General features: G+C 65.3%; 16 protein-coding genes. All 16 read left to right on the top strand.

All coding sequences use genetic code 11. The annotated features are described in order from the left end of the window. Window positions 1-57 precede the first annotated feature (57 nt). Window positions 58-726 (top strand): DUF7341 domain-containing protein, encoded by a 669-nt coding sequence (locus tag C7474_RS11010; protein WP_121059970.1) that lies wholly within the window; start codon window positions 58-60, stop codon window positions 724-726. Between the two features lie 30 nt (window positions 727-756). After that, complete coding sequence (locus C7474_RS11005) at window positions 757-1,125, top strand: hypothetical protein (RefSeq protein ID WP_121059968.1); 369 nt, start codon at window positions 757-759, stop codon at window positions 1,123-1,125. Window positions 1,126-1,151: 26 nt separating this feature from the next. After that, window positions 1,152-1,343: a hypothetical protein gene (locus C7474_RS11000; protein ID WP_147436704.1), complete on the top strand. Its 192-nt coding sequence runs from the start codon at window positions 1,152-1,154 to the stop codon at window positions 1,341-1,343. A 677-nt stretch (window positions 1,344-2,020) separates the two neighbouring features. Further along, window positions 2,021-2,572 (top strand): HNH endonuclease signature motif containing protein, encoded by a 552-nt coding sequence (locus tag C7474_RS15500; protein ID WP_422385796.1) that lies wholly within the window; start codon window positions 2,021-2,023, stop codon window positions 2,570-2,572. Window positions 2,573-3,860: 1,288 nt separating this feature from the next. Next, window positions 3,861-4,343 carry a phage terminase small subunit gene (locus C7474_RS10985; RefSeq protein ID WP_147436703.1) on the top strand — a complete coding sequence of 161 codons (483 nt, stop codon included), beginning with the start codon at window positions 3,861-3,863 and terminating at the stop codon, window positions 4,341-4,343. Between the two features lie 62 nt (window positions 4,344-4,405). Then, window positions 4,406-6,031, top strand: a complete 1,626-nt coding sequence (locus C7474_RS10980) for a terminase (RefSeq protein WP_121059958.1) — start codon at window positions 4,406-4,408, stop codon at window positions 6,029-6,031. Window positions 6,032-6,040: 9 nt separating this feature from the next. After that, on the top strand, window positions 6,041-7,375 hold the full coding sequence (locus tag C7474_RS10975; protein ID WP_121059956.1) for a phage portal protein: 1,335 nt from the start codon (window positions 6,041-6,043) through the stop codon (window positions 7,373-7,375). After that, a complete protein-coding gene (locus C7474_RS10970) occupies window positions 7,356-8,189 on the top strand; it encodes a hypothetical protein (RefSeq protein WP_121059954.1) in 834 nt (277 codons plus the stop codon). The genes C7474_RS10975 and C7474_RS10970 overlap by 20 nt, the downstream gene beginning before the upstream one ends. Before the next feature lie 73 nt (window positions 8,190-8,262). Continuing rightward, entirely contained in the window at window positions 8,263-8,742 is a 480-nt protein-coding gene (locus C7474_RS10965; RefSeq protein WP_121059952.1) for a hypothetical protein, read from the top strand. A 64-nt stretch (window positions 8,743-8,806) separates the two neighbouring features. Beyond that, window positions 8,807-10,051, top strand: a complete 1,245-nt coding sequence (locus C7474_RS10960) for a hypothetical protein (protein ID WP_158597325.1) — start codon at window positions 8,807-8,809, stop codon at window positions 10,049-10,051. A gap of 64 nt (window positions 10,052-10,115) precedes the next feature. Continuing rightward, window positions 10,116-10,652 (top strand): hypothetical protein, encoded by a 537-nt coding sequence (locus C7474_RS10955; RefSeq protein WP_121059948.1) that lies wholly within the window; start codon window positions 10,116-10,118, stop codon window positions 10,650-10,652. Beyond that, window positions 10,649-10,972: a hypothetical protein gene (locus tag C7474_RS10950; protein WP_121059946.1), complete on the top strand. Its 324-nt coding sequence runs from the start codon at window positions 10,649-10,651 to the stop codon at window positions 10,970-10,972. Before C7474_RS10955 ends, C7474_RS10950 begins: the two co-directional genes overlap by 4 nt. Beyond that, window positions 10,965-11,207, top strand: coding sequence for a hypothetical protein (locus C7474_RS14920; protein WP_147436702.1), 243 nt, complete (start codon window positions 10,965-10,967; stop codon window positions 11,205-11,207). Before C7474_RS10950 ends, C7474_RS14920 begins: the two co-directional genes overlap by 8 nt. Beyond that, window positions 11,204-11,572 (top strand): hypothetical protein, encoded by a 369-nt coding sequence (locus C7474_RS10945; RefSeq protein ID WP_121059944.1) that lies wholly within the window; start codon window positions 11,204-11,206, stop codon window positions 11,570-11,572. Before C7474_RS14920 ends, C7474_RS10945 begins: the two co-directional genes overlap by 4 nt. A 90-nt stretch (window positions 11,573-11,662) precedes the next feature. Further along, entirely contained in the window at window positions 11,663-12,226 is a 564-nt protein-coding gene (locus C7474_RS10940) for a phage tail tube protein (RefSeq protein ID WP_121059942.1), read from the top strand. A 76-nt stretch (window positions 12,227-12,302) separates the two neighbouring features. Then, window positions 12,303-12,644 (top strand): hypothetical protein, encoded by a 342-nt coding sequence (locus tag C7474_RS10935; protein ID WP_121059940.1) that lies wholly within the window; start codon window positions 12,303-12,305, stop codon window positions 12,642-12,644. The last annotated feature ends 6 nt before the right edge of the window (window positions 12,645-12,650 follow it).

Here is a 12,650-nt window from a genome sequence, read left to right as displayed (position 1 = left end):
GCACCGGCTGGACCATCGACAACGACGACAACATGACCACCTGCGAAGGAACCAGTGATGACTGACATCGACACCCGCCCCCGGTTCGACGCACGCGACCTCCGCAACGCCGTCGACGACCTCACCCAGCCCACACGAACCCGCATCACCCAGCTCGTCAACGGAACCACCTACACCCGCAACCTCGAACAGGAACCCCTCCTCACCCAGCTCGAGGCCGCGATCCACGGGTCCATGCGATCCGGATCCGGTGCATCATCGAACCTCCCCGGCGAAACCATCCCTCTCGACGGAGACGCCCTCTACCGGTTCACGATCATCAGCACCCAGATCGTAGACTGGTGCCGCCTCGCCGGGCTCCCCAGACCAGCGCACCCCATCGACGGTCTCCGAGCATGGCAAGCCGCCACCCTCGCCACACTCACCGACCCCACCTGGCACGTCCACACCCTCCGCGGATGGGTAGGCGAGATCCGCAACGGCCTCCTCCCACCCCGAGAGAAGCAGCTCCTCGCCGCCTGCTACATGGACGAGTGCGGCGCGACCACGTACCTCGCGGACGACGACCAAGGGCGACCGGTCGAGATGCGGTGGCCGCTCCGGTTCCGGTGGCGCGACCGAGTCCAGGACGGTGTCCTCGTCTGCCTCGCGTGCGGGTCGCGGTGGGTCGGGGAACTCGCACTCCAAGCCGGCGCGTACGCCACCGCAGAAAGGGACGCATCATGACCACCACTAACCACGATAACGGGGGCCGAGGTGCCTGAGCGCGAGTACGTCATCACCGAGCATTTCGTCACGCACCACGTCATCTACGTTCGTGCAGGCAGCAAGGCTGAGGCGCTGGAAAAGGTCAAGGACGGCGAGGGCTACACCCAGAAGGGCGATGTCTACCCCAAGCGTGCGATGTCGATCCACGACGTCCGAGTGAGCAAGGCCGACATGACCTGCGAGGTGTGCGGCGTCGCGGCATGGCGCGGATACCTTTACGGTCAAGCCCGCGTCGCGGGGCTCTGTGGCGTTCATGCTTCCGGTTCGGCCGAACTGTCTCCAAGGGAGTCGGCATCCCAGTTGGAGCGTGGCGCCGACGCTCCAAGTCAAGACCACACGGACGGGGGCACGACGTGAAGAACGCCAACGAGGTTCGCGCGTACATGGAGGCGACGCGCCGAACGCAGGCCGCATTCATCACTCCCGATGGGCGGCACGTGCTCGTGCAGATCGACCGAGACGATGACATCGGACTCATCGACCCCGACTCGCTGATCTCGTGGATCTTCCTGAACCGCCGAGATCTCGACATCTGGCCACTGGCACCGCTGAACCAATCGGGTGATCCGTCATGAGCCGCGACATCGAGATCATCGAGACGTACGAAGCGCGGTGTCACACGTGCGGGTGGTCCGGTGAAAGCCACCCACGCCTCGGTGACGCGTGGGATGAAGGATATTCCCACGCCTGCCCGGGTGATCTGTCGTGAGCGTTGATGGATTCATGTTCGGCGATCGCGTGCGTCACCTTGTCACGCAGGAGCTTCTCGTCGTCGGGTCGACCGACCCGACGACCCACGGCCTTGTCGTGGTGCGCACTCGAGACAGCAAGACCAAGCGCGTCCACCCGCGCAATCTCGTACACGCAAGGTACGACCGGGGCTGGGACCAGGAACCGACCGAATAGGAGCCGACACGCCACAACAACACGAATGACAACCATGTCATTCATCCGCTACGATAGTCACGCCTCGGACATCCACGTCCAAACCCAGAACCCCCAGCCACACCGGCCGGGGGTTCTGCCGTTTAACTCCCCGCCAGATCAGGTGCCCCCAGCCCAGGCAAGCGCGGGTCGAGAGCCGCAACACACGCGGCACAACGACGCAACCCGAACGCGTCACCAACTCCATATGTCGCTGGCCTGGCGCGCATAGGCCCGACCAGCCCCCGTAAGAGGCCCCTCTTTGTAGAAAGACCCCGCAACGGCTGGCACCGTCCGGGGTCGTGACCGATCTGTTGAGGAGATCGACGTGACGATTGTTGCACAAACAGCCTGCCCCGAGGGGCACAACACTGGTCGCCGGAATGGGGGCTGCATCCAATGCCTCCGTGACAAGTCGCGAGCGTACGCAGCGAAACGACGAGCTGAGAACCGAGACCTAGTTGCACCAGAGACTCCCGAGGAGTTGGAGCGCTTCTGGGCGAAAGTCGACAAGTCGGGGTCGTGCTGGGTGTGGACTGCCGCTCAGAGCGGCCGAGGCTACGGCTCTTTCACACTTCGGTCGAAGCCACTCCTCGCGCACAGGATCGCCTACTACCTCGCAAAGGGTGCACACGATACAGGGCTCGAGCTTGACCATCTGTGCCGCAATCGCATTTGCTGCAACCCCGATCACCTAGAGGCTGTGACTCACACGGAGAACATGCGACGTTCCCCCCTTGCGACAAAGACCGGTGATGCACTCTGCCGTCGCGGCCACAACGACTGGGTGGAATACCCCGGAAGCCCAGGCAACCGGCATTGCCGCACGTGCAATGTCGAACGCAAACGTAACCTGCGCGCGCGAGCCACGTCACGGTGAGGCGCGCACCCCCAACGACGACGAGGACTGACCGTGGGTGCGTGTCGGACCCGAGTGAGAGAATGAGAACGGCCCGAACGAGTGCTACCAACACTCGCCGGGCCTAACCGAACACCTGCGTAGGAGGCAGATGATGGCTGGCAATCAGCGTACCTGTTCGTTCGATGGATGCGGCCGACCCAACCGCTCCAAGGGCCTCTGCGAGGCGCACTACAGACAACGACTGCGCGGCGTCCCCCTTGCCCCGCATGGTGCCTACCAGAAGTCGCGAGTGATCGATCTCACCGGACGCAGGTTCGGAAGATGGAGAGTGATCGAGAAGGTCACCGCCAAGGACACATCCGCGACCGGCGCTCACTGGCGATGCACCTGCGACTGCGGGAAAGAATCGATCATCCACGGAGCCGCACTTCGCAAAGGTGCGACTCGCGGGTGCCTCGCCTGTCGGCCTGGCCCCGCACGGGGAGAGATAGGCACCTACACCACCGCGCACAGCCGTCTCCACGCAGACCGCGGGCCGGCGTCACTGCAAGTCTGCGTCGAGTGCGGTGGACCAGCTGCGGAATGGGCGCTCAGTCCGGATTCCTCGGAGCGGATCGCGGGGCTGAACAAGGGCCGACGAGCCGAGTACTCCCGCAACCTTGACGACTATCAACCGATGTGCGCGCGCCACCACAGGCGCATGGACGCATGGATGCGCGGCGAAAGGTGCTCCCCGAGATGAGCGAGCAAGCCACCTACCACCCCGGCACCCGGCCCGAATGCACCACCTGCGGCAGCGAATACACCAGCGCGATGGCTGCCGCAGAGTGTTGCGACCCCGTCTGGGACGGCGCCCTCGGCTACAACTAGCCCCTCCTGCCATGCCTTGGGAAAACAGCCGCCCCACCCACGTCCCCACCCGCATCCGAGACGCCTGCCTCACACGCGACGGACACCAATGCACGGCCACCCTCAACACCGGGCAACGATGCCCCGCAACCACGAACCTCCAAGCCGCTCACACCACCCAATGGCAACCCGGCGAAACCACCACCATCAACAACGTGCGAACCCTCTGCCACTGGCACCACAACCGCGAGACGCAGACCCAAGCAAGCACAGCGCGACGCGCACGCCGACCGAGCGCGTACCGAACACGAGAACAACACCCAGGACGAACCTGACCCCTACCCCACCCCCTCCCCCCGACCCCCAGAATCGCGGAGAGGTGCTGTGATTCTCCCCACGTACATGTCTGGGGAATTTGCCCGAAACGGGCGCCGCTGACCCGAAACGGGGATGACCTATGGCTGGACGTGGCCCTGCTCCGAAGAATCCGAATCAGCGGGCGCGGCGTAACAAGGATGTCGTGCAACTGCGGGTGATTGAGGCGTCTCCTGTCGCTCAGCCGGAGTTGCCGGCGTTCACGGTCATGGTCACGGTCGAGAAGGAGCTTGTCGCTCAAGAGTTTGAGTGGCCGGCGATGACGCTCGACTGGTGGGCGATGCTGTCACGGCACCCGTTGGCCGGTGAGTTCATCGAGGCTGACTGGGCATTCCTGATGGAGACGGCGCGTATTCACGCGGAGTTCTGGACCGGCAAGATGTCCCTCGCGCCCGAGTTGCGGTTGCGTGAGGCGAAGTACGGTTTCACGCCGGAGGACCGGGCCCGCCTGCGTCTGCAGTTCGCCCAGGCGACGGGTGCCGAGGTCGATACGGCTGAGAAGGTTCAGCGTGTCGAGTCGTCGCGGGATCGGATGCGGGGGGTTACGCGGAAGGACTCGGCCTGATGCCGTGGGTCCCACAACATGAGGGTGACTTCCCCACACTGGGATGGCACGTCGCTGACCAGATGGCTGAGTACCTCGGCCGTCCGGATGCTGGCGACGATGACGTGTTCGACCCGTTCATCCTCACTCTTGAGCAGCAGGAGTTCCTGAACGAGCTGTACCGGATCGACCCATCGACCGGGCGGCGATTGATTCACCGCGCCGCGCTCATCAGGCCACGAGGCTGGGGAAAGTCGCCGTTCGTTGCCGGCATCATGATCTCCGAGGCGATCTTCGAGGTTGTTCCCGATGGGTGGGATTCTGAAGGACAGCCGGTAGGGAAGCCGTGGTCGAAGGTCCGCACCCCGTACGTCGCGATCGCGGCTGTCACCGAGGAGCAGACGAAGAACACGTGGGAGCCGCTGCTCGAGATGCTCCGCCAGGGTGACGCGGTCGATGAGTTCGACCTGGACCCGATGGATTCGTTCGTCTCGCTCCGACGCGGCCGCATCCAGCCGATTACGTCGTCTCCGAACTCGATCAAGGGCTTCAAGGCTGTTGCTGCGTCTCTCGACCAGACGGAAACGTGGGTGCGGGGTAACGGTGGGGTGAAGCTCGCGCAGACCCTCCGCAACAACGCCACGAAGCTCGGCGGCGTGACGATCGAAACGCCCAACGCGTACACGCTGGGTGAGCGGTCGGTCGCGGAGGCATCGTTCGGGTTCTGGGATGACATCCAGTCGGGGAAGTACAAGAACCTCGAGGATGTGCGGTCGATCTACTTCGACCATCGACCAGCGCCGGCCGATACCCGCATCGATGACATGGAGTCGCTGGTCTACGGTCTGAGGGTCGCGTTCGGGGACTCATCTGCTCACGCTGACGGCTGCCTTCTTCATGAGCCGCCATGCGCGCCGGGCTGGTCGGACGTGCATCGCACTGCGATGGACTTCTTCGACACGGCGAACGACCCCGCAGTGATGCGGGCGGACTTCCTCAACCAGGTGGACGCGGCGCGCGACGCGTACGTGTCAGACCCGGAGATGCGCGCCTGTGTGGATGCCGGCCGGGACAAGACGGTCTCCCGCACGGAGCCCGTGACGCTCGGCTTCGACGGTTCAGAAGGCCGCAAGGACAAGCACATCGCGGACGCGACCGTGCTGATCGGATACTCCGTCACGCAGCGGCACTTCTTCACTATCGGGATCTGGGAACAGCCGGACGGCCCCCAAGGCGAGGGCTGGCGCCCCCCGAAGCTCGAGATCGAGCAGGCGGTGGCGAAGGCGTTCAAGGAGTACAACGTCGTCGGCTTCTACGCGGACCCGTCCGCCGGCTGGGCCGGTGAGGTGAAGCAGTGGGAGGCCGCCCATCACAAGCGCCTCAAGGCGAAGATGAGCGTGCAGGAGCCGATCCGGTGGAAGCAGAAGGACATCGGCCGCACCTGCGACACTTTCGATCAGCTGTACTCGCAGATCCGGCAGGGCGAGGTCTCCTTCGACGGGAACCCGACCGTGCTCCGGCACTTCCTCAACGCGCGACGTGATCCGCGACGTGCGGGGTACGTGCTGAAGAAGGCCGACGACAACCAGGACTACGGCAAGATCGACGCGACCTACGGGGCGGCGTTCGCATTCGCGGCAGGCAACGACGCGCTCGGTAAGGGCGTTACGGCGAGCTCCACGACACGGATGCCGCGACAACTGAGGTAAGGGGGCACGATGGCGACCACGCCCGAGGAATGGCTCCCCATCCTGACGAAGCGCATGGACGCCCGGGCTCCGAAGATCGCGGAGCTCCGCCAGTACGCTTCGGGGAACGCGCCGCTTCCCGAGTTGGGGAAGAACACGCGTGCTTCGTGGGAGGCATTCCGCAAGAAGGCGCGCACGGACTACGCGGGCCTCGCGTGTCAGTCGATCGCGGGACGCATCGTGCCGATCGGCGTCGAGGTGGGGACGGACCGCAACAGCCCCGCGGTCGCCGCGCTCCGGATCGTTTGGCGTGACAACCGCCTGTCTGTGGTGTTTCGTGACGTGATCCGCACGATGCTTGCTGTCCGCGTCGGTTACCTCATCACGGGCATTCGCGACGGTGAGCCGGTGATCACGTCGGAGCCCCCGGAGCGGGTGATCACGGCGCCCGACCCGACGCAGCCGTGGCGTGCGCGAGCAGCGTTGAAGGCGTGGCGTGACAACGACGCTCAGAAGGACTACGCCCTTGTCTGGGTGCCCGGTGCCCGTCAGCGGTTCACTCGCAACGTGAAGACCGACAGTGGCACGATCCGCGGCACCGTGACCGGCGACTGGGTCTCGGATGGCGAGGTTGAGGAGTTCGACGGCCCCGTTCCCGTCTTCGCGGTGGAGAACGAGGATGGGCGGGCTGAGTTCGAGCCCCACATCGACGTCATCGACCGGATCAATCTCGGGAAGCTGCAACGTCTCGTCCTCACCGCCTATCAGGCGTTCAAGGCGCGGGCGCTGAAGGGGCTCCCGGATAAGGACGAAGAGGGCAACGACATCGACTGGGCGAAGCGACTCGACTTCGCCCCCGGTGCTCTCATCGACCTCCCGACCGAGATCGACGTGTGGGAATCCGACGCAGTCGACATCCGGCCCCTCCTCGAGGGCGAGAAGACCGACGCGAAGGACTTCGCCGCCGTCATGCAGCTGCCCGTCGCGACGTTCGTTCCCGACAACCAGTCTGCGGAGGGCGCGAAGGGCGCCCACAAGGGCGAGATACAGCGCGCGAAGGACCGGCGCGACCGCGTCAAAGCCCCGATGGAGGCGGCGCTCCTCGCGGCGCTGCGAATCCTCGGGATCGACGACGACGAGACCGTAGAGGTCAAGTTCGAGAACCCAGAGTACGTGTCGATGGCGGAGAAGGCCACGGCAGCAGCACAGGCGAAGGCCGGCGGTAAGTCCCAACGGTGGATCGATCAGAACATCTGGAACATGTCGCCCGGTGAGATCGACCGCGAAGAGACCGACCGTGCGGCGGAGCAACTGCAGACGCTCGCGCTGACAGGAGCGATCCCCAGTGGTGGAACTGACTCCTGACCGGCTCACAGCCGCGTACATGGCGCAGGTCGCCGCAGTCCGTGATCGTGTTCTCGCGTACGCGGTCGCGATGTGGGGTAGCGCGACATCGCTCCGTGATGCCGACGTGGAACGTCTCGTGGCACGGATCGTCCCTGTCGTTCAGGGCGGGCAGGTTCAGGTCGCGGGGTTGACGAACGCCTACGTCGGGCAACTCGCGAAGCTGGAGGGAGTGACTGTCGTCACACCCCCCGTCGATCGCGCGGCGGTCGTGGGTTACCGAGGCGTTCCTGCTGAGGAGGTCTACCGGCGACCGGCAGTCGAGACGTACACGGCCCTGAGAGACGGGAAGCCCTTCGGAGCGGCCCGCGAAGTGGGTCTGGGGCGACTTAAGTCGTTGGTGACCACCGACGTGCAACAGGCGCGGAACCGGCAATCCAGGGAGGCGTACAGCGGAACCGGCTTCGACTACACGATCCGCACCCTCTCCGGGTCGGAGAACTGTGCGCTGTGCGTCATCGCCTCGACGCAGCGCTACCACGCCGGGGGCCTCATGCCCATCCACCCGGGATGCGACTGCGGGGAACGCGGGGTGCGTGCGGGACGCGACCCGGGGCAGGTCGTCGATCAGCGTCTCCTCGATCTCACTTACGAGCAGGTCGACTCGAAACTCGCGTCTGGTGATCCCTCGCCGGAGTTGGGCGAGAAGAAGACATCAGCTGGGAAGCCGATCTCGGATCTCACGGACATGATCGTGACCCGCGAGCACGGCGAGCTCGGCGCAACCCTCGCGTGGCGCCAGGACCACTTCACCGGTCCCAGCGACATCCACTGAACTTCCCGCTCACGGGCGGGCAGCGGCACCCGAAACGGTGTGCCGTCCATCACTCCGAAACGGGGAAACCACCATGCCCGACACCGACACCACCACCGACACCACGCAGACCGAAACGGACGCGAAGAGCGACCTCGAGAAGGCGCTCGCGGACGTCGAGAAGTGGAAGGCACTGTCCCGCAAGAACGAGGAACAGGCCAAAGCCAACGCCGAGAAGGCCAAAAAGCACGACGAACTCGAAGAGGCGAACAAGACCGAGCAGGAGAAACTCCTCGCCCGGGCCGAGGCCGCAGAGAAGTGGCGTGCTGACCGCGAAGCGAAGGACGCCGCAGCCGCAACGGCAGCAGAGGTCGCGAAGGAGAAGGGCGTGCCCGTCTCCGCACTCCGCGGGTCGACCCGCGAGGAGCTCGAAGCTCACGCTGACGAACTCCTCACCATCCTCCCGAAGAAGCCCCCGGCACCGTCCGCTGACGGTCAGGGCAACGAAGGAGAGCCGATCAGCGACGGTGACATGTCGGCCGACGACATCGTCAACGCGGCAACGAGCCGCTGAGACACCCCCGTAGAAGTTCGCCACGAACTCTCACGGGTCACATCAATCAATCCAAGGAGGAACCGTGGCAAACATCTTCGTGAAGGGGCAGAAGTTCGCGCAGACCGCGCTCGCCCTGCTCCGCAAGCAGGTGAAGGCCCCCGGCCTGTTCACCTACAAGTTCGGCATCGCCGACTTCAAGGGCGCTGAGGGTGACGTCGTCAACATCAAGCGACCCGCCGTCCTCGTCGCGCGTGAGAAGCCGTGGCGCGGTGATGACGCGATCGTCGTCGACCGTCTCGCGAACTCCAAGATCCAGGTGACGCTCAACCGGCACATCTACAGCGCCGTCGCACTGTCGCCCGAGGAGGAGACCCTCGACGAGATCGACTACGTCCGCGACGTCCAGGCGCCGCAGGTCGCGGCCATCCTCGACTTCTTCGAGAACATCCTGGTCGGCGCGTTGCGCGCAGCGGCCTTCGTGTTCGGCGTCACCTACAACGTGGCGTCGTCGAACGAGAAGGAGAAGGATCCCCGCAAGGTCGCGATCCAGGCACGCAAGCTCGCGCAGAAGGCCCACTGGCCGCTGGGGGGGCGCTACTGGCTCGTCGGCGCGAACGTCTCCGCTGAGATCGCGTCGTACGAGAAGCTGCTCGACGTGGATACCTCGGGTGTCCCGGAGGCGCTTCGTGAGGGTGTCGTGGGTCGGCTCGCCGGGTTCACCATTATCGAACTCGACGCACTGGGTGACGACGAGTCCTACTTCGTACACGAGACCGCAATTGCCAGCGCGAATGTCGCGCCGGCAGTGCCCAACGGTGTCGCCAAGGGCGGTGGTGTCGCGGCCGGCAACGGTCTCGCCGTCACCCAGCTCTGGGACTACGACAGCACGTACATGAAGGACCGTTCCATCGTTCACGCTTTCGCGGGTGCGACCGCGGTCCTCGACCCGGAGCAGAACCCCGATGGATCGATCGTCCGTGACGAGAACGACGCTGTGGTTCTGAAGTTCCAGCGTGCGATCAAGGTCACGTTCGGTGCGGGCGGTTCGGAGAAGGCGTCCTACACGGTCACCATCACCGGCACCCCGACGGGTGGCACGTTCACCCTCACGATCGATGGCCAGACCACGGACGCCATCGCGTACAACGCGTCGAACGCGGACATCGCGAAGGAGATCAACGAGCTGACCGGTGTGTCCGGCGCTTCGGTCTCCGGCGGCACGTTCCCCGGCAACGCGAAGACCGTCACGTTCAACGAGCGCGTCGCAACGTTCACTGCGACCGGATCGTTCACGGGCGGCACCTCGCCGTCCATCGCGGTCGCCTGATCGCATCCCCTCTGAGAAAGGTCAGGTCATGGCTGAGCAAACCCCCCTCGCGTCCGTTGACGATGTGGAAGCGCTGCTCGGCCGTGACCTGACCTCCTCGGAGGCGGGTCAAGTCGATGCGCTGCTCGAGCAGGCATCGGCGCTGTTCCGCAAGGCGGCAGGGCGCGACTTCACCCCTGGACGGTATGCGAACCGTCTCAAAGTCAACGGCGGCGAGATCCGCCTCCCCAACTCTCCCGTGACCGTCATCCACAGCATCACTGACGACGACGGAAACGCGATCGACTACACGACGTTCGGATCGACGGTCACGACCTGCCTCCGCTCACACAAGTTCGTCCGCGTCGACTATGAGGGCGGCGGAGAAGTCCCCGACCTCGTCACGCACACGGTCGCCGGTATGGTCGCCCGCCTCTTCAACGTCGACGCGCGCGCAAAGGCGGGCATGAGCCAGTTTCAGGAGACCACGGGCCCGTTCAGCGAGGGTGGAACGTTCGCGTCGTGGGCTGTGGGCGGGCAGCTCATGCTCGCGCCCGCCGATGAGGCGGTGGCCTTGTCCTACCGCGCGCCCCGCCTCTCGAACACGGTCGTGCACCAGTGACCCGGATCATCACAGAGACGGTCAAGCTCTATCGGTTCGAGGCTGGCAGCGAGGACGCCTACGGGAACCCGTCAGAGGGCTACGCCGGCCCTTTCGATGTCGGAATCTGGCGATTCAGCCCGGGCACCTCAACAGACCCGATCCTCGCGGGACACGACCGCACGATCACGCAGCCAGTCATCTACGGGCCCACGGCGATGGGTCCACGCGATCGTGTCGAAGTGCGCGGCCTCGTGTATGAGGTCGATGGTGACCACCCCGAGTGGGTGAACGACACCGTCCGCGGGTACGAGATTCCCCTGAGGAGGGTCGATGGCTAAGCCGAAGGTGAAACTCAACCTCCGTGGTATCAACGCGCTCATGTCGTCGGGCACAGTGCAGGCAGAAGTCAACGCTCAGGGGCGACGACGCGCAGCCGCTGCAGGACAGAACTTCGAGTACGTCGAAAAGCCGCACCGATGGACCGCGCGCGGATTCATCCAGCCCGCGAACTATGAGGGCGTCAAAGAGCAGGCGAACGATGCCGTGCTTGAGCGCGTGCTGGGGTCGCGATGAGGTTCGCGGACGTCGAAGCGGCAGTCATCCCGTTCATCAAGGCGCGTGCCGGCGGTGTCACCGTGTCGACGAAGGTCCCCGCGACCCGGCCTGCCACGTTCGTGCGTGCGTGGGCGAATGGTGGCGCGGCGATCAACCGTGTCCTCGAAGATGTGCAGGTCACGGTGGACGTGTGGGCGCCGTCGCAGCCCGCAGCGTCCGCCCTCGCTGCGACGATCCGCACCGCGTTCCTGAACGACCTGCAGGCCGCTTTCCCGCTAGTGCGGGGTGTGTCTGAGGTGACGCGCCCGTACTCGCAGCCCGACGAAACGTCCGAACGGTACCGGGCTACCTACTCTCTCCGGGTCCGCGCGACCCGCACCTGAACCAGAGGCGCACGCCTCTCCACCCGCCACAACCGTGACGGGTCATCTAGTACGCCCGGAGCCCGGGCAACCCCCTCAGAAGGAGCTGTCATGGGACAGAATGCTGAGTTCGCCCGCATCTACGGAGGCGACTCCGACGCGATCTACCTCGCCCCGATCGGTTCGACGAAACCTACGACGATCAACGCGGACCCCGCGGCCGCGTACGAGGACGTCGGCTGGTTGCACTCCGACGGTGTCACTGAAGCCGCGACGGGATCGAAGACAGAGATCCGTGGGCACCAGGGCAACGGTGTCGTCCGTACCCGTGTCGAGGGTGGCGGGACGACGATCGCGTTCATCGCGCTCGAGGACAAGGCGCAGACCCGAGAGCTCCGCTACCACGTGAAGACCGACGCGACCGCCGCGGGTGTCCGCACCGAGACCCGCAGCCCCGGCCAGCGGGTCTCGCCGCGTGCCGCGGTGATCGACTTCTTCGACGCGGACGACGAGACGGTGAAGGAACGGTGGATCATCGACCGTCTCGAGATCGTCCCCGACGGTGACCGCGTGTACGTCAACAGCGACATCGCAGGGTTCCCGTTCATCGGGCAGATCATCGGCGACTACACGGTCCTGTCCACGGACCTCGAGAACCCCGCCGTCACCCCGTAGCCAGGTCCCGTGGGTGGGGTGCCCTCCGTCGCCCCACCCACGGTCACACACCCACGGAGACGAAACGGAGAAACCTATGACCACCCCGAAGCAGCCCCAGGATCACCTCCCGAAGGCGGAGAAGCCGAACGTCGAGACCACCGACAGCGGCTGGAAGATCACCCACCGCGGCATCACGATCGAGGTACAGAAGGAAGCGCTCGACGACTTCGAACTCCTCGACGACGTCGCCGCACTGCAGGCCGACGAAGTCAAGGGCGCGGCCCGTGTCCCGGGGATGCTCCGCCGCCTCGCCGGTGCGGACGGGTTCCGGGCCGTGACCGATGGGCTCCGCGACTCCGCCACTGGACGAGTGAAGGCATCCGAGGCCGTGCAGTTCGTCTTCCAGGTGTTCACGGCGATCAACCCAAACTCCTGACCCTCA

Origin of the sequence: Microbacterium telephonicum (genome assembly GCF_003651225.1) — a bacterium.
Lineage (GTDB): Bacteria > Actinomycetota > Actinomycetes > Actinomycetales > Microbacteriaceae > Microbacterium > Microbacterium telephonicum.
The sequence above is the reverse complement of the archived record's forward strand: the minus strand, read 5'-3'. Positions and strand labels throughout refer to the sequence as shown.